We start from the raw sequence: 18,957 nt of genomic DNA on the forward strand, positions 1-18,957 counted from the left end.
AATAATATTTTTAATTCTTTCTCATAAAAATATCCTTTTTCTCTCATAGAATAATTGCAACTATATATAAATAATATTCTTACATCTAGTGAGTAGGTATCATCAAGCAATTTATCACTAACTACATTTTCCTTTTCTTTAAGAATAGAAAATATTTCCAAATAAGCTCTATATTTATTAAAGTAATAAAAATCTTTTTCTCCATAGATTTCATCAAAAATACCCCAAAGATAATAAATAAATTCACTGCTTTTAAAGTCTTTAGCATAAACACTCATTTTAAAAGCTAATTGTTTAAATCTTTCAAGTTTTTTTAAATCATACTCATTAAAAATATCATCATACTCTTTGCGTGATTTTGACTTTAAAACTTTATCTATTATTTCTTTTCTGATAAGCTCTTCTGTGAAATTTAACACAAAATAATCTTGAAAATGTTTCCGTGAAGCTATCCTATTTTTGTATGTATATTCTACTTCATTTTTTGAAGTATAAAATTCTCTATTGTATAACCACTCTATTCTAGGAAATATAGAAATTAATAATTTTCTAATAACTTCTTTATTTAGTTTATTTAAACTTTCTATTTGTTCTTTAATCATTTTTTTAACACTTAGATATCCATATCCTTCTGAAGTAGTTCTTGTAAAAATCTCATAATAATTATAAATAAACTCATAAAATTTTGGCTCAAAAACTTTAAACAAAGTAATCACAGCAAAATCATACAAATATAACTCTTGTTTTATAGCGCTCATTTCAAATTTTAAAACATTTAAGTATCTATTGATATCTCTTATATTTTCAAAAGCACCTGCAAAATGATTTGTATTTAAGTTCTCTATAAATTCATTCTTATCGATTTTTTTATAAGCAAAGTTAAATTGTTCGATTTTTTGCATAAAAATTGCTATTAAATCAGCTTTATTTAATTTAGGCAGTACTATAGGAACTTGCACTATTTTTTCTATATATCTTTCGCCTTTATCTTTTTGGATTTTGTCTAAGGCTGTAGTGACTACTTCATTATCATAAGCAAGAATATACATAGTATTTTTAAAATCTGCTATAGATCTAACAAGTTGAAAAATTTCTCGTATATCCGTATCGGCTAATCTATCAAGATCATCTATAACTATAATGATTTTTGTGTCTATATTAGATAAAGCAGTGTTGATTTTATTTTTAATTTCATCTAAACCTTTTTTCTCCGCTATCAATGATTTATTAAAATCACTGATAGCGTTTGAAGTTTTAGACATTGCCACTGAAGTAACCGGATCTGCGATCACATAAGATGACATTTTAAACAATAATGCTAAATCTTCTAAATTTTGGGATACTTCAGAAAAAAATTTAAATTTAAAATGAAAATATATTTTTTTTAAATTTCTACATTTAAATTCAGGAAATGGGACTTTACAAATTTCTTTAGAAAGCATTGTAAAAAAATCACTAATAAGTTGTTTTCTAGTGGAAATATTCCAAGGATTGAAATTTATTATAACGATTTTTTTATTTATACTTAAACTCTCTAAAACCATATTTATAAATGAAGTTTTCCCGCTACCCCAATCCCCTATAATACCTATAGAAACACTGTCTTTATCTTTATAATATTTTATAGTTCTTGCTAACGCCATGGCGATTTTTTTTCTACCAAATAAGTCTTCATTTTTACTTATGATAGCTTTATCAACTTTAAAAGTATTTATTTGCATTTTTTACTCTTTATTTTTTAGCGTAATTATACATAAAATATAAATTTAGTATAAATTAAACTTTAAAATATATCATTATAAAATCATTATTAAAAAAGGAGAAACAATGCTTTCAAAAGAAGTAGTGGCTTTATTAAATGAGCAAATCAATAAAGAAATGTATGCAGCAAATTTGTATTTGAGTATGAGTTCATGGTGCTATGAGCATAGTTTTGATGGTGCAGGTGCGTTTTTGTTTGAGCATGCAAGAGAAGAAAGTGATCATGCAAGAAAACTCATCACTTATTTAAATGAAACTGATTCTAAAGTAGAGTTAAAAGAAGTTAAAAAACCTGATAGTGATTTTAAATCATTACTTGATGTGTTTGAAAAAACTTTCGAGCATGAGCAAAGCATCACTGCTTCTATTAACAATCTTGTAGATTTTATGCTTTCAAGTAAAGATTATTCTACTTTTAATTTCTTGCAATGGTATGTAAGCGAACAGCACGAAGAAGAAGCGCTTTTTAGAGGTATAGTAGATAAAATCAAACTCATAAGCGATAATGGCAATGGCTTATACATGGTAGATCAATACATCAAAAGCTTAATTAATAAATAATTTTTTAGCTTCCGTAAATTTGGAAGCTAAATATCTTTTAATTTAAAAGAATTCTTGCAAAATAAAAGTAAATTTGCTAAAATACTTTTTATTTAAAAGGATTTTTATGCAAATGAACGAAATTACTGATAAACTTAAATTTATACTCCAAAAAGAAGGCATAAAAAACGCCAAAGATTCCGATGTAGCTAAAATGCTAAATATTAATCCAGATACCTTTTATAGTATGAAATTTAGAAATTCCATACCTTATAAGCAAATACTTCATTTTTTAAATGAAAGAAATATCAATATCAATGCATTTTTTTATGAAGACTCCCTTGAGAGTAATACTCCAGCGCTTGATCTAAACTATAATGTTTTAAAATATTATGATGTTAATGCTTCTATGGGAGGTGGAGCTTTAAACGATAATGTGAGTTTTTCAGAAGTGATTATAGATGAAAAACTCAGTGATTTTTTTGGCTCAAAAGATTGTGATATCATCCCTTGTATAGGCGATAGTATGGAGCCTGAAATCAAAGATGATTCTTTGTGTTTAGTAGATAAAAGTAAAAGCTTTAAAGAAGGTGGGGTTTTTGCAGTAAATACTCGAGATGGTTTATTCATCAAACAAATTTTTAAAAGCAATAAAGGCGGGGTTTATCTGCATTCTTTTAATCTAAGTTATGCAGATGTACATTATCAAAATGGTGATTTTTTAATCGTGGGTAAGGTAGTAGGGACTATAAGTAGAATTTAGTATTTAGCAAATAACTTCTTTTTTCTATATGATAATTTTTATTATTTAAATTAACAAAAAATAAATATAAGTATATTTTTAAGTTAATTTTTATTAAAAAATAGTCACAATTATACTTTAATAGTTAATAGATAATAAATAAGAGTATTTTTATCTTTTAACAAAACACGCGAAAGGGAAGTTATGAAACACAAATTAGCTAAGGTTGCTACCTATGCCTGTTTAGCTTTAGGCATAAGTTTAAGTTCGCAAGCTTTTGCTTCTTCAGAGCCTAGAACCCTTGATGGTTATGTAGCCCAAGAAGATGCATTTTTTGACTATCTTTACAAACATCACCCTATTTTCAAATATGAAAAAGAAGGGCGTTTGGTAGGTAAATTCACTCATAGCGATAGAACAGAAAACTGGGTTTTAAATCAAAATGGAGCTAAATTTGCTGCTGAGCATGATTTAAAACAAGCTTCTATTACTTATCGCTTGCCTTATGAATCTTTTTTGGATTTTCCAAACAAATTTGTAGGCCCAAAAAAATGCGGTGAGTGTCACCCTGCTCAATATGCCTCTTGGGAGCGCTCTCGCCATGCAAAAACCGTGCGTTTTCCGCATGAAATGGAGGAAGTTGGCGGAGCTGAAGGTTTAAAAAAACCTATGTATAACTCTCAAGCTACTATTTTACCTGATGGAATTTATCCAAATGATGTTTATGCTCTCATTGGAACACCAAGAACAAAATATGGTTTTATAGATAGATGGCTTGTACGTGGAACTTACCATGTTGAAGATGGAAATTTGAGTGATTTAAGTGGTAAATTAACCGCTGGAGGTAATCAATTCTCAAGACTTTGGAGTGAGTTTTTAACTCCTGAAATGGCACAAAAAATAGCTGCTTTTGCACCTGGTTTTCCTACTAAAATGGAAGATTTTGGAGGAAATGGCTCTCAAGTATGGGGAACAAACTCTTATGCTGCAACTTATAAAGAAAAAGCAGTTTTCCAACCTGCTACTGCATATTGTGAAACCTGTCATACTTTTAAATTTGATTTTAAGAGTAAGGAAGAATTTTACAAAGCACTAGGTAATCCAAAAGAACTTCAAAAACATACCATCTCAAAAGGTATTACTTGCGAAGAATGCCACGGGGCTGGAGCACATCTTTATGGAGCAAGAGGTGCGGGTATGCCATCAAATTGCGAAAGATGTCATCAAAGATTTTCATATAATGAAGCTGATGCTAAAATCAATCCTAGAAAACCTTTCAACGCGTATTTTAAATCAAGTTGTCCTGCATGTGGAACAGAAGGTGCTCAAATGTATTCTTCAGCACACTATGATAAAGGCATGAGATGTAACACTTGTCATGATCCACATGAAGTAACTTTTAATGATTGGAAAAGCGGTTATACTAAAACAAAACTTAAAAAAACTTGTAAAGATTGCCATGAAACCCAAGCAAGCTTTTTCAAAAAAGGTGGAATTCATGCAAAAGATAATTGTACAGCTTGTCACATGCCAAATATGATGAGTTGTGAAAACTTTGGAGCGGTTCAAAACCCTGATAAAGGTGGATTTGATAATGTTAGAGCTTCACATATTTGGAATATCAAAGTAGATAAAACAGCAAAAACACTTAATCCACCAGAAGGCAAAGAAAGATCACCTAAAGTTGGTGGTTGGACTATAGCTAGAGATGATGAAGGTAGATTTTTCCTTGATTTAATGTGGAGTTGTGGTAGAACTAGTTTTAGTGATATTAATCTAATGGGTCCTGGCGCAAGTGGTTGTCATAGTCCTGTGCAATCAACCTTACCTGAAAAACTTCACTTTAGCAATCAAGAAATGATTTATGATAAAGTAATGGAGTGGCAAAACCCTGTTAAAGAAGGCTATGAGAAAATTAGAAAAGGTATAGCAAATATTGATAAAACTTTTGCTGAAAAAACCAAACTTTCAGTAGAGCAAAAATCAAAAGTGCTAAGCCTAACAAATCAAGCTCAAGCCATAGCTGATAGACTAGAAAAAGATGGTTCTTGGGGTGTTCATGGGCCTGCTTATTCTAAGAAAATCATAGAAGAAGCTTTAATTTATATCCAAGAAGCACAAAATATCCTAAATGGTAAATAAAAACAAAGGAAGAATGAAAAATTCTTCCTTAAAATAAGGAGCTAGTCTTGAAAAATTTAATCACTCGACTTTTTATTGTCCTTTTCACTCTTTTTATGCCATCAGGATTTATTTTTGCTGAGGCTAATGGAGAAATAGGCTCAATAGAAGGTGTAAAAAGTATTAGCTTAGCGCAAGCTCAAGAAATGCTAGATCAAAACAATACTTATTTTTTTGATGTCAATTCAGAGCAAGATAGACAAGCTAATGGATATATACCTAATTCTATATCAACCTATGTGGAAAATTGGCAAAATTTACTACCTAATGATAAAAATGCAAATTTAGTATTTTATGGTTTAAATCGTTTTAGATTTGAAGCTTCTCAAGCTGCTGCAGTTGCTATAGAACTTGGCTATAAGAACTCTGTTGTAATGCTTGATGGTATTGAATCATGGGTAACTTCAGGTAGAAAAGTTGAAAAAATAGATACAGTTAAATGGGAAAAAGCTAAAGAAATTATCGAGTTTAAAGATACTATTCACTCAAGATTTAAATTTAGCAATACCCCATCTTGTCGTGATTGTCATGCTCAAAAAGGTAAAGGCATTAGAGTTGATATTGCAGCAAGTAAAAACTTAATCAATCAAAAATGCGCAACTTGCCATGAAAAAGCAAGTAATGCTTTAGCAAAGAGTGCTCATGGGGTGCAAGAGTTCTTACCTGCTCAAGATACACAAAAGAAAAAAGAAAAACCATCTTGTGCGACTTGTCACTCTATTCATGTCACCCCAAAACATTCAGGAATTTATTCACAAAAACAATTAGTTGATCAAAAATGCGCACAATGCCATAAACAAAAAAGCACAACTTTTCATATGACTTTCCATGGTAAAGGCATGGTATTAAGCACACCAGGTGAAACTCCAAGTGTTGCTACTTGTTCTGATTGTCATGGTAAACACAATATATTAAAATCAAGCGAAAGAAACTCAACCCTCTCGCCAATCAACCGTGTTCAAACTTGCAAATCATGCCACCCAAATGCAAATGAAAATTTCGTAAATTGGATGGCACATGCTGATCATAGCGATGGCGAAAAATATCCTGGGCTACATGGTGCTTATATATTCATGACTATTTTAGTGATTTCTGTGTTTGTTTTCTTTGGAGCTCATACTATACTTTGGTGCTTGCGTTTAATTGCTATGCGTATAAAATATCCTAAAGAATGGAAAGAAGCAAGAAAGGCAGCACATGAAGATAAAGTAAGAGTAAGAAGATTTAGTACTTTCCATAGAATTCAACATTTCTTTATGGCAGCTAGCTTTTTGGGTCTTGCATTCTCAGGCTTACCGCAAAAATTCTATGATTCAGCGTGGGCTAAACCTATGATTGATTTAATGGGTGGAGATATCATTAATGCAGCAACCATACATCATATTTCAGCCATAGTAATGTTTGCAGTATTTTTCTCTCACATTGGAGAAATCATCATTGTAAATTGGAAACGCCGTGATGTAGCAAGGGATCCAATAACTGGCAAAATAAGCTTTATGAAAGTTTTAAAAGCTACTTTTGGTCCTGATTCTTTAATGCCAAATTGGCAAGATTTTAAAGATATGAAAGATCATTTTAAATGGTTCTTTGGTTTTGGGCCAAGACCACAATTTGACCGCTGGACTTATTGGGAAAAATTTGATTATCTAGCAGTATTTTGGGGTATGTTTATCATTGGTATTTCAGGGCTTATTTTATGGTTCCCTGCTTTCTTTGGTAAATTTTTACCAGGTGAAGCAATCAACTTAGCAACCCTACTTCACTCTGATGAAGCTTTACTTGCTACAGGATTTATTTTTGCAATTCACTTCTTTAATACGCATTTTAGAGCAGATCGCTTCCCTATGGATATGGTAATTTTTTCAGGAAGTATTAGTGAAGAAGAGATTAAACAAGAAAGAAGCGTATGGTATAAACGCTTAAAAGAAAGTGGAAAATTAAGCACTTTATATGAAAATAAAAGTAATTTCAAAGCATATCAATGGCTAGCTAAACTTGCAGGATTTGCAATGCTAATCACTGGCTTAGTATTTTTATTTTTAATGCTTTATACTTTCTTTAACACTATCTTATAACCTTATTCGCTATAATAGCGAATAAGGACTTTTCCTAATTTTTTCAAGGATTTTAAATGTTTAAAACAATACTCTCACTTAGTTTTTTAAGTATTTTTTTTATAGCTTGTTCTAATGAAGAAAAACTTGATTCTAATTTAATCTCAAGCGGTACACAATTTTCTAAAGAAAATTTGCAAAAAGCAAATGATTTAGATAAAAAATCTTATGAAGAAATAGCTCATTTATTTAAAGATAATACAAATATAAAAAGTGATGATAAAAACATTTTAATCATTTTTAGCGCAAATCACTGCTTATATTGTGATAAATTAAAAGAAGAAATTAAAAATGATAAAAAAATACAAGAACTTATAAAAGACAAATACAGCTCATATTATATAAATATAAGCTATAAAAAAATTCATACATTTTATAAAAACCATAAAAGTGACTTAAGCACAGCTGAACTTTCTAGTATTTATGATATAGTGGCCACCCCTACTATTGTAATTTTAAACAAAAACAGCCAAACCTTGCTAAATTATCCTGGTTTTATTAGCACAAAAAGATTAAGTGCCACAATGGAGTTTTTAAACCAAAAAGAAAATCAAAATTTAGACGAAACAGCTATAGCACAAAAACTTATACATTTTTATAAAGAAAATAATATTTAAAGGTTAAAAATGCAGTATTTTTTTTCTTTTGCAATGAGTTTTTTGCTAATGAGCATATACGCCATAGCTTGTGCTGTGGCGACTTTTATAGAAAATGATTTTGGTATTAGTGCAGCTAAAGCTTTGATTTATAATAATGCTTGGTTTGATATGTTGCATTTATTACTAGGTTTAAATTTAATCGGAGTGATATTTTATAACAAGCTTTTTCAAAAGAAAAAATACTCTATCTTGCTTTTACATTTATCTTTTATAGTGATTTTAATCGGCGCTGGACTTACTAGATATTTTGGCTTAGAAGGTGGAATGCATATAAGAGAAAATCAAAGCTCTAACACCATAGTTACTAGGGAAGAATTTTTAAAAATTACTGATTTTGATACTAATGCTAGTTTTGAATTTCCTATTAGCTTTACCCCACTAACTCAAAAGCATTTTGAAAAAACTATTGACTTAAATGGCGAAAAATTAATCATAAGCTCTATCAAATACACTCCACAAAAAGATTCTATCACACCTGCTAGCTTAAAATTAAATATTAATTATCAAAAAGCAAATACACAAATAATCTTAAATCCAAATTTTACAAACAAACAAGCAGTGCATTTTAACTTACAGGGAAAAGATTTTACTATCAATTGGGGGCCTAAAGAAATCAAACTTCCTTTTGCATTACACTTAAAAGATTTTATATTAGAGCGTTATTTAGGCTCTATGAGTCCATCTTCTTATACTTCAAAAATTCAAATCATAGATAAGCAAAACAATATTGAGTTAGATTATGATATTTTTATGAATAATGTTCTTGATTATGATGGATATAGATTTTTTCAAAGTTCTTATGATCAAGATGAGCAAGGCACTATACTTTCAGTCAATAAAGATCCTGGTAAAATCCCTACTTATATAGGTTATACTTTATTGATTTTAGGATTTTTATGGGTTTTATTTGATAAAAACTCAAGATTTCATCGTTTAAGCATTTATTTAAAAAAAGGCCAAAGTTTTGTATTGTTTATTTTGCTTTTTGCAAATTCACAAACTCCGCTTTTTGCACAAGAAAATAAAAATGAAATTTTAAATTTAATCTCAAATTTGCAAAAGAATTCCTATGAGCATTCTTTAAATTTTGCAAGATTACTTGTGCAAGATCATAATGGCAGAATCAAACCTTTAGATACTTTAGCAATGGAATTTGTTTATAAAATTACTCAAAAAGAAAAATTTTTAAATCTTCACTATGATCAAATTTTTCTTGCAATGATGATTTATCCCAAAGAATTTAGAAAAATCAAAATGATAGCTACAAAAACAAGCAAACTAAGAGAATTAATAGGTGCAGATATAAATGAAAAATACATAGCATTTGATGATGTGTTTGATAATGGGGTATATAAACTTAGTAATTATGTTGAGGAAGCTAACCGTAAAAAGCCTTCATTAAGAACTAGCTTTGATAAAGATTTGCTAGCCTTAGATGAAAAAATAAATCATGCATATTATATTTATAGCGGTCAAGCTTTAACTATTTTTCCTGATATTAATGAGCAAAGTTTAAAGTGGTATTCTCCGGTGCAAATTTTACCTTTTGCAAAAGAAGATGTAGGGCGTTTACAAATGCTTTTAGTTAGCTATTTTTTACAAGTTCGCAATGGTGTTGAAAACAATCAATGGCAAGATGCAAATGAAATTTTACAATCTTTAAAAGATTTTCAAAATCATTATGGAAGCAGTGTTTTACCACCAAAAGAAAGATTAGATCTTGAAATACTGCTTAATCATTATAATATCTTTGATAATCTAACTTTTGTTTATATTAGCTTTGCATTAGTGTTTTTCTTTTTAAGTTTTTATACTATATTAAAAAATATTTCTTTATCTGCCTTTGTATATAGATTTTTTTACATCATTTTAAGCATGTGTGTAGTCATACATGCACTAGCTTTAATCATTCGTTGGTATGTAGGTGGGCATGCTCCTTGGAGTAATGCTTATGAAAGCATGATTTACATAGCTTTTGCTTGTGCGATAAGTGCTGTGATATTTTTTAAAAAATCACTCTTAGCTTTATGTGGTGCGAGCTTTTTAGCAGGTATTTCACTTTTTGTAGCTCATCTTGGCTTTATGGATCCTCAAATTGGGAATTTAGTACCTGTTTTAAAATCATATTGGCTTAATATTCATGTTTCTATTATAACAGCAAGTTATGGATTTTTAGCACTTTGTTTTATTATAGGGATTTTAAGTTTAATTCTTTTTGCTCTAAGGGGTAAAAATAAAAACATAGATTTAAACATCACCAAACTACACTGCGTTAATGAAATGTCTATGATAATAGGGCTTGCAATGCTTACAATAGGAAATTTTTTAGGTGGAGTTTGGGCTAATGAAAGCTGGGGAAGATATTGGGGTTGGGATCCAAAAGAAACTTGGGCTTTGATTTCTATTGTAGTTTATACCATGGTATTACACTTAAGATTTATTTTCAAAACTTATTTTATTTTTGTTTTTGCAAGTGCTAGCGTTTTAGCCTTTTATAGTATATTAATGACTTATTTTGGAGTAAATTTTTACCTTTCTGGGCTTCATTCTTATGCAAATGGCGATGCTTTTCCTATACCAACTTTTGTGTATGTTTTGATTGTGCTTAATTTTGTTTTAATTATTAGTGCAGGAAGAAAACGGGATTTAAATACGCCTAGTTTTTAAACTAGGCTTTGCTTTTTTCTATTTCTTGAAGTACTAGGATAAGATCTTTTAAATTTTCATAAGGAATATGAACTTTCCAATCTATTCCATTTTCCTTTTTTAAAGCCACACCTATGCTTAAGACGTCATTACTTCCTACACCATAAGGATTAGAAAGATTACAAAGGCTTATTTCTCCACTTTTACTACCATGTAATTCTATAGTTTTAAATATTTTTTTACTCATGTTTATCCCTAAAAGCTGTGATAATTTTTGCTTGAAATTTTAGCCAATCTTTTTGAAGCATGATAGGAAAACCACCATAAACCCTAGCACCTTCTAAATTTTTAGTGACCCCACCTCTTGCGGCTATGGTAGCAAAATCTCCTATTTCTAAATGCCCACTTGTAGCACTTTGTCCACCCATAGTAACATTTTTACCCAAAATACTTGAACCTGAAATTCCACTTTGAGCTACTATAAGACAATTCTCCCCTACTTCACAATTATGCCCTACTTGAACAAGATTATCAATCTTTGCGCCTTGCTTTATGATAGTGCTTTCAAAAACTGCTCTATCAATAGTCGTGCAAGCTCCAACTTCTACAAAATCTTCTAAAATAACATTTCCATTATGATAAATCTTATAATGCTCGCCATTTTTTGTATGCGCATAGCCAAAACCATCACTACCTATAACACAATTTGCCAGTAAATGACATTTTTTACCTATTTTAGTGTCATTATAAATCACAACATTTGGATGAATTATAGTATATTCACCTATACTTACATTATCGCCTATATAAGCACCTGCCATTATCACTACATGATCTGCTATTTGGACATTTTCGCCTATATAAACATTTGGCATAATCTTGGCACTTTTAGCAATTTTAGAATTTTTCTTTTCACTAGAGATTAAAGGTTTTGCAAAAAGCTTACTTAAAAGCGCAAAAGACAAATGTGGATTATCAACAACTAACTTAATACAATCTTTTGAAACTAAATTTTCAAATTCTTTGGAGACTAATATAGCCCCAGCTCCACTACTTGCAATTTTTTTAGAGTTTTTTTCTCCATCGCAATAACTAAGTTCAGTAAAACTTGCATTATTCAAAGAATTCAAAGCTGTAATTTCTATATCATCTCCGCAATATTCTATGCCTAAAAATTTAGCAATTTCACTAATTTTCATTTTACCTCCATTAAAATAGAACCACTTCTAACAACACTAATAGGATTATACTTTTTCATGGTTTTTAAAAAGTTATCGATATTTTTTGCATTATCACTTGCCATTACTATAATAAACTCATCATCACTATAAGTCACACTGCCATTATAAGCTTTTAATATAGCATCTAAGCCTGCAAAATTTTCATTTAAAGCAATCTTTACCAAGGCTGTTTCTTTTTCTATAAAATCACTAGAATCAATCACCTTATAAGTAGGTATGAGTTTATGAAGTTGTTTAATAATTTGCTCAAAAACTTTTTCATCGCCTAAAGTAACGATATTTATCCTTGAGAATTCTTTATCATCAAGTGGAGCAACTGTAAGAGATTCTATATTATAACCGCGTCCTGAAAAAAGCCCAACAACGCGTGATAATACCCCATGCTCATTTAATACAATGACAGAAATTACTCTTCTTTTCATTTTTTATCCTTGTTTTTATAACTAGGTAAAATCATATTATAAATTGCCCCACCTGCAGGTACCATAGGTAATACATCTTCATAACGATCTATAGCTACATTTAAAACACAAGTTTTTTTAGATTCTAAGGCTACTTTAAAAGCTTTTTGAAATTCTTCTTTACTAAAGACATTACAACCCTCACAATGAAAACCTTTAGTAATAGTAACAAAATCAGGCTGGTTTGTTAAATCTGTATTAGAAAATCTTTCTTTATAAAACATACTTTGCCATTGTCTTACCATGCCTAAAAAAGAATTATTTAAAATGATATTAATCACTTTGATTCCATAGGCACTTGCTGTCATTAGCTCTTGTATATTCATTAAAAAAGAACCATCGCCTACGAAATTTACCACCACTTCTTCACCCACAGCTAATTTAGCTCCAAGTGCAGCTGGTAAAGAATACCCCATAGTTCCTTGCCCACCACTTGTTGCAAGTTGTCTGGCATAATTAAAAGGATAAAATTGCGCTACCCACATTTGATGTTGTCCCACATCAGTAATTATCCTTGCATCAGGAGCTAATCTAGCACATTCTTCTATAACCCATTGAGGTTTTAAAACTTCATCACTATCTTCATAGATTAAGGGATATAATTGTTGATATCTTTGTAAAGTTTTAAACCATTCTTGGTATTTTGTATTATCAAAACTTTCTTTTTTTAATTCTTCTAAGGTATCTAAAATAACACTTTTAATATCCCCAACTATAGGAAAATGTGCTTCGATAATTTTAGAAATAGAACTTGGATCTATATCGATATGAACGATTTTTGCGCCCTTAGCAAATTCACTTGTTTTACCAGTAATCCTATCATCAAACCTAGCGCCCACAGCAATAAGTAAATCACACTCACTTAAAGCAATATTTGCACAATAACTCCCATGCATGCCTGCCATTTTTAAATTAAGCTCATCATCGCTTCTTAAAGTTCCTAGAGCCATCAAGGTTTCAACTGCAGGAATTTGACAAAAATGAATTAATTCTCTTAATTCATCACTAGCATTAGAAGCTATACAACCTCCACCTAAGTAAAATAAAGGCTTTTGAGCATTTTTAATCAAACTTACTAATTTCTTAATTTGCTTGATATTTCCTTTATAGGTTGGTTTGTAAGTTTTCATAGAAATTTCTTTAGGATAATGCCATTTACCTATAGCAGCAGTAACATCTTTTGGTATATCAATATGCACAGGCCCTTTTCTACCTGTTGTAGCAATATAAAAAGCTTCTTTTAAAATTTTAGGTAATTCTTCGATATTTTTTACTAAATAATTATGCTTTACACAAGGTCTTGAAATACCTATAGCATCGATTTCTTGAAAGGCATCTGTTCCTATTAAAGAATTTGCAACTTGAGCTGAAATTAAAACTAAAGGTATAGAATCACTATAAGCAGTAGCTAAACCTGTAACTGTATTAGTAAAACCAGGTCCACTTGTAACTACTGCCACACCAACCCCACCACTCATTCTAGCATAAGCATCAGCACTATGTAAGGCTGCTTGCTCGTGTCTTACTAAAATGTGTTTAAAATGAGTTTGCTTATAAATTTCATCATAAATATTTAAAGCCGCACCACCAGGATAACCAAAAACTACTTTAACATTTTCTTCTTTTAATGCTTCACAAATCATTTGCGAGCCATTTAGCTCTTTCATTATTTTACCTTTTTGCTTAAAATGGAAAATATTATAACGATAATTTAATAAATATTATTTTATAAGGAGAGTTTCTTGAAAAATCAAGAAACTACTTGTGCTTTTTTAGCGTATTCTGTGCCTAAATCAAAAGCTTTTGCATTTGCTTCTTTAGTTTTTGCAGGTACCATATCAAGCATAGTTTGTTTTAATGCATCAATATCAATGCATTTACTCATATAAGCAGCTATAGCTAGAGCAACAACTGATTGAGTAGCTACATTCCCTACTTCTTCTTTAGCTATAGTAATAATAGGAATTTCAAAAATTTTCCATCTAGCATAATCTTCTTTGCTTGGATGAACTAAATTTGGCTCTACAACTATAACACCACCATCATTAACACCATCTTTAAAACTATGATAACCCTTATCAGCAGTTGAAAGCATAAAACTAACTTCACCTTCTACTGCATAAGGAAAAAAGATTTCATTTTCATCAATGATAATATCAACCTTAGTTGGCCCACCTCTAACTTGAGAAGTATAAGTAGAAGCTTTAAAAGCATTACGTCCTTCTTTAATGGCAGCTTTAGCTAAAATTTCACCTGCAGTGATAACCCCTTGTCCACCTTCACCGCAAAATCTTAATTGGTATTTCATTTTAATGCTCCTAAATCAACCATTCTTTTTTCTTTCAAAGCCCTTCTAACCTCTTCATAAGCTTCGCAATATTCTGCCTTGCTTTCATCTTGGTGTAAAATTCCTGTAGGAAATTTATCTGCTCTTTGTTCATAGTCTAATTGTTCAAATTTAGACTTTTCAACACAACGATTTTTAATCCAATCAAGCATGCTTACAGCTTCACCCATTTTATTTTTTCTACCAAGATTAATATGGCAGTTTGAAAATACATCTACAAAACTATAACCTTTGTGAGATAAAGCTTTAAAAATGATATTTTCAAGTTTATTTGCCTCTATAACATTTGTTCTTGCTACAAAAGAAGCTCCTGCAGCTTTAGTAAGCTCACAAGCATCAAAATTTGGGTCTATATTACCTGCTTGAGCAGTAACAGTATAAAAGCCTTGTGGGGTAGTTGGCGAAGTTTGTGAATTTGTAAGACCATAAATAAAATTATTGATTAAAATATGGGTTAAATCTATATTTCTTCTACATCCATGAATGGTGTGATTTCCACCAATTGCTAACGTATCACCATCCCCGCTTACTACGATTACATGTTTTTTAGGATTTGCTAGTTTAATCCCTGTTGCATAAGCAATAGCTCTACCATGGGTAGTATGCACTGTATTACAATTTACATAAGAACTCATTCTACCACTACAACCTATACCAGAAACTAAGCAAACATCATCCATATTCCAGCCAAGTTTTTGAATAGCTCTAATAATAGCTTTTAAAACAACGCCATCCCCACAACCCCAGCACCATTGTGTTGGAAGTTTATCTACTCTTAAATATTCATCATAATTAAAAGCCATTTTACATATTCTCCTTTACTTTAGCAATAATTTCACTTGGGGTTATAGGGCGACCATTTGCACGGTGCAAGCTAATAAAATCATCTCTTTTGCTTACTCTTTGAATTTCTTCTAAATATTGCCCCATATTAAGCTCACTTACCATAACTTTTTCAAATTTAGATACCACTTGAGCTATTTTTTTCTCAGCTACTGGATAAAGGGTAATAGGTCTAAAAAGCCCTACTTTTAAACCCTCTTCTCTAAGTCTTAAGATAGCTTCTTTAGCAGATCTTGCAACACTACCATAAGCAATGATTAAAAACTGCGCATCATCACACATAAACTCTTCATAAGTACAAATTTCATCGGTATTATTTTTGATCTTACCAAATAATCTTTTGATATTTTTATCTACTATTGCTCCATCTTCTGTTGGAAAGCCTATATCTCCATGATGAAGTCCTGTGATATGATAACGATAACCTTCAAAGAAAGGATTTAGCGTAGCAGCTTCATTTTCCCCTGCTGCATAAGGTTTATAATCTTTTTTATCGCCCGTAAATTTTTTACGGTTAATAATTTCTAGTTCTTCTAAATCAGGTAATTTTGCCTTACCATTCATATGTCCTATAGTTTCATCTAAAAGCAAAAATACTGGTGTCATATATTTTTCAGCTAGATTAAAAGCTCTAATGGTTTCAGTGTAAGCTTCTTCTAATGAAGCAGGAGCTAAAGCTATACTTGCATAATCTCCATGTGTTGGAGCTTTTGCTTGAAACAAATCTCCTTGTGCAACTCTTGTTGGAAGACCAGTTGATGGACCACCTCTCATAACATTTACAATTACTAGTGGAATTTCAGCTATAAAACCTAAACCAATTTGCTCAGCTTTTAAAGAAATTCCAGGTCCACTACTTGCTGTCATAGACTTAACACCACTCATAGAAGCACCCAAAGCCACACTAATACCTGAAATTTCATCTTCCATTTGTATAAAAGTACCATCATTTTTTGGTAGCATATGACTTAATTCATGTGCTATTTCAGAACTTGGGGTAATTGGATAACCACCAAAAAATTTACAGCCACAATCAATCGCAGCTTTTGCTACTAAAACATTACCTGTTGATATCACTTCTCTCATTATTTTTCCTATGCGTTTAATTTTTTATATTTATTTTCTTTAATAGCTTGTGCTCTTTCTTTAGCTTCTGTCGTAAGTTTTGCAAATTTAAATTCATCTCTTTTAGCAACAAAAATTGCAAAATCAGGACAATGACTTTCACATTCACTACAGCCTATACAAGAATCAGGATGAACCACTTCTATCATCTGTCCTAAAACTGCACTGATTTCATCTCTCATTGCTAAAACTCCAGCTGGGCAATAACTAACACAGATATTACAAGCTTTACATCTTGCTTCATCAACCCAAACTGGTGTATTTTCTGGGGTTATCATTAATATTCCTTTCAAAATTTTATTATTTTTAATGATTTTTTATCAAAAATTATTTTTAAAACAAACTTTTTATTATAGCGAATTTATAGCATGAATTAATATTATTTAAGATATAAAGCAAAACAAATAGATATTTATAACGCAAAGTAACATTAGGAGTAAAAAACTCCTAAAAATTATTTATAATTATACTGAATAAAAGAATTTTCTAAGATATTTTGCTCTTGGTTATCTAATTTTAACTCTAAAGTTTCAAGCACTCCATCAAGACTAATTCTTGCCATAACTCCAAAAGCTTTTTCTCTTATGCCGTATTCTCCATCTAAAATCACACATATTGGTAAAAATTCTCCACTTTTTAAAGCCTCTATCATTCTCACGCAAGCACTTGCAGGAGCTAAATATGCTGAAGTTTTTAAGTGTTTGATAATTTTAGCACCACCAGTTTTAACTTCTTGTTCTATTTGAGCAAGATCATATTCATTTAAAACCTCATTTAATGCTTTGTTATGAACTTTACTTTGAGATTTTACTAAAACCATGCTATCATTGTGAAAACCTATAAGTTTAGTATCTACACATGAAGTTTTTATATTTAGCTTTTTACCAACTTCATATTTAAATCTAGCATTGTCTAAAACACCTGCCATAGCAATGATTTTTTTTGATGAAAATAATTTACTTTCATAAAGAGCGTTGAGTAAAAAATCCACAGGATTACTTACTATGATAAACAAAGGATCGTTGTTAAATTTTTTAATATTTTTTGCACACTCAAGCATAATTTTAGAATTAATGGCAAAAAGCTCATCCCTACTTTGACCTTCTTTTCTAGCCACTCCTGCACTAAAAATAACCACTTGAGAATCTTTTGAGTGTGCATAATCATCTGTACAAGTTATTTTAATATCAAAATTAAAAGCAGCTATACTCTGACTTAATTCTAATTCTCTAGTAAAAAGCAAATCTTTATTAATATCAATTAAAACAAGCTCATCAACTAACTCTCTTAAAATCAAAGCATAAGCAGTACTTACACCAACATTTCCTGCACCTATAATAGTGATTTTCATTTTTTCTCCTTTTTGTATTTATTTCACTAAATTAGCTGGCAATTCAAAAATATTTTTAATTAAATGATAAGGAAGTTGCAAACTTTGTGCGATAAGTTGAGTTTTAAACTCAGGGCTTTCCACTGTTCCACTTAATTTAATTTGTGTACTAATTTGCCTATCTTTGCCTAATATAATTTGATTGATAATAGGAACTTTGGAAATAACTGAACTTGCTGATTTTAGTGTTCTAAGCTCTAATAAACCATCCACTTGATTATTTCTTAAGTTGATTTTAACTTGACCTAGCACATCTGCACTATCACCATTAAAATTAAGTGCGTCTATTTCAAAAAGATCTTTTTTACGATTGAAACTTATACCAGCATTTTCAACACTAAAACCTTTTTCATTAAAGGTAGGTGCTTTAAATAAAAGTAAACTAGGTATGGTATCAATAAAGCTTAAAAGCTGTTGATGAAATTTTAAATCTTTTAAATAAGTATCTTTAAACAAAAACTTACCTTTGAAAAAATCAGTGCTATTACCATCAACATAAAGATTAAACTCACCTTTTTCAAAAACATTTTGACGCATAAAGGTGTTTAGAAAATCATCATCCATTTTTAAAGCTCTAATTTGCATTTGATTTTCTTTAAGCAAAAAATCAAATTTAGATTCATTTCTATTTGCCCAAGCTTTTAAATAATCTTTTTTAATTTTAGCGTCAAATTGATCAAAATCTAAGGTTTTATTAAAATCTTTCAAAATCAAATCTATATTTTTCCCGCTAATATTATAAGTTGAATTTTCAAGGGTATCTAAAGTATTTTCTGTGTCTTGTTGTGAAATTAATAAATTAATATTATTTAAAGTGATATTTACATCATCATTGTCTTTTTGAGCAAAAACATTACCACTTGCACTAGTTAAATTAAAATCATCACCTTTTATTTTTATGCTAAAA

General features: G+C 30.3%; 17 protein-coding genes. 6 read left to right on the forward strand and 11 right to left on the reverse strand.

The annotated features are described in order from the left end of the window. The coding region (locus L8W55_RS06965; protein ID WP_263677983.1) for a KAP family NTPase at positions 1–1,721 on the reverse strand (1,721 nt) is incomplete at its 3' end. Between the two features lie 106 nt (positions 1,722–1,827). Here L8W55_RS06965 and ftnA point away from each other — a divergent pair. The 6 genes from ftnA to ccsA all read left to right on the forward strand — a co-directional run bounded on the left by ftnA (position 1,828) and on the right by ccsA (position 10,664). Next, entirely contained in the window at positions 1,828–2,322 is a 495-nt protein-coding gene (gene ftnA / locus L8W55_RS06970; protein ID WP_012661514.1) for a non-heme ferritin, read from the forward strand. A 106-nt stretch (positions 2,323–2,428) separates the two neighbouring features. Next, on the forward strand, positions 2,429–3,064 hold the full coding sequence (locus tag L8W55_RS06975; protein ID WP_039618356.1) for a helix-turn-helix transcriptional regulator: 636 nt from the start codon (positions 2,429–2,431) through the stop codon (positions 3,062–3,064). Between the two features lie 183 nt (positions 3,065–3,247). Beyond that, positions 3,248–5,185: a cytochrome c family protein gene (locus L8W55_RS06980; protein WP_263677987.1), complete on the forward strand. Its 1,938-nt coding sequence runs from the start codon at positions 3,248–3,250 to the stop codon at positions 5,183–5,185. Between the two features lie 95 nt (positions 5,186–5,280). After that, positions 5,281–7,299: a rhodanese-like domain-containing protein gene (locus L8W55_RS06985; RefSeq protein WP_214118949.1), complete on the forward strand. Its 2,019-nt coding sequence runs from the start codon at positions 5,281–5,283 to the stop codon at positions 7,297–7,299. Positions 7,300–7,355: 56 nt separating this feature from the next. After that, positions 7,356–7,955: a SoxW family protein gene (locus tag L8W55_RS06990; RefSeq protein ID WP_263677988.1), complete on the forward strand. Its 600-nt coding sequence runs from the start codon at positions 7,356–7,358 to the stop codon at positions 7,953–7,955. Between the two features lie 9 nt (positions 7,956–7,964). Next, positions 7,965–10,664, forward strand: a complete 2,700-nt coding sequence (ccsA, locus tag L8W55_RS06995) for a cytochrome c biogenesis protein (protein WP_263677990.1) — start codon at positions 7,965–7,967, stop codon at positions 10,662–10,664. A gap of 1 nt (position 10,665) precedes the next feature. Here ccsA and L8W55_RS07000 read toward each other — a convergent pair whose 3' ends face one another. From L8W55_RS07000 to L8W55_RS07045, 10 genes are all read right to left on the reverse strand, one after another. Next, positions 10,666–10,890: a hypothetical protein gene (locus L8W55_RS07000; protein WP_263677993.1), complete on the reverse strand. Its 225-nt coding sequence runs from the start codon at positions 10,888–10,890 to the stop codon at positions 10,666–10,668. Continuing rightward, entirely contained in the window at positions 10,883–11,842 is a 960-nt protein-coding gene (gene lpxD, locus L8W55_RS07005; RefSeq protein ID WP_263677994.1) for a UDP-3-O-(3-hydroxymyristoyl)glucosamine N-acyltransferase, read from the reverse strand. The genes L8W55_RS07000 and lpxD overlap by 8 nt, the downstream gene beginning before the upstream one ends. Continuing rightward, entirely contained in the window at positions 11,839–12,306 is a 468-nt protein-coding gene (gene ilvN, locus L8W55_RS07010; protein ID WP_039628356.1) for an acetolactate synthase small subunit, read from the reverse strand. The genes lpxD and ilvN overlap by 4 nt, the downstream gene beginning before the upstream one ends. Then, positions 12,303–14,012, reverse strand: a complete 1,710-nt coding sequence (locus tag L8W55_RS07015; RefSeq protein ID WP_263677996.1) for an acetolactate synthase large subunit — start codon at positions 14,010–14,012, stop codon at positions 12,303–12,305. The genes ilvN and L8W55_RS07015 overlap by 4 nt, the downstream gene beginning before the upstream one ends. Positions 14,013–14,095: 83 nt before the next feature. Next, on the reverse strand, positions 14,096–14,653 hold the full coding sequence (locus tag L8W55_RS07020) for a 2-oxoacid:acceptor oxidoreductase family protein (RefSeq protein ID WP_263677997.1): 558 nt from the start codon (positions 14,651–14,653) through the stop codon (positions 14,096–14,098). Beyond that, positions 14,650–15,495, reverse strand: a complete 846-nt coding sequence (locus tag L8W55_RS07025; protein ID WP_087700040.1) for a 2-oxoglutarate ferredoxin oxidoreductase subunit beta — start codon at positions 15,493–15,495, stop codon at positions 14,650–14,652. The genes L8W55_RS07020 and L8W55_RS07025 overlap by 4 nt, the downstream gene beginning before the upstream one ends. Before the next feature lies 1 nt (position 15,496). Continuing rightward, positions 15,497–16,621 (reverse strand): 2-oxoglutarate synthase subunit alpha, encoded by a 1,125-nt coding sequence (locus L8W55_RS07030; protein WP_039628358.1) that lies wholly within the window; start codon positions 16,619–16,621, stop codon positions 15,497–15,499. A gap of 8 nt (positions 16,622–16,629) precedes the next feature. Continuing rightward, the gene (locus L8W55_RS07035; protein WP_412175273.1) at positions 16,630–16,938 is read right to left on the reverse strand and encodes a 4Fe-4S binding protein; all 309 of its coding nucleotides are present in this window, start codon (positions 16,936–16,938) and stop codon (positions 16,630–16,632) included. Positions 16,939–17,114: 176 nt separating this feature from the next. Next, entirely contained in the window at positions 17,115–18,011 is an 897-nt protein-coding gene (locus tag L8W55_RS07040; protein ID WP_263677998.1) for a malate dehydrogenase, read from the reverse strand. 18 nt (positions 18,012–18,029) lie between these two features. Then, a partial coding sequence (locus L8W55_RS07045; protein ID WP_263677999.1) for an AsmA-like C-terminal domain-containing protein occupies positions 18,030–18,957 on the reverse strand: 928 nt, incomplete at its 5' end.

This window comes from Campylobacter sp. FU_520 (assembly GCF_025772385.1).
Lineage (GTDB): Bacteria > Campylobacterota > Campylobacteria > Campylobacterales > Campylobacteraceae > Campylobacter_D > Campylobacter_D lari_C.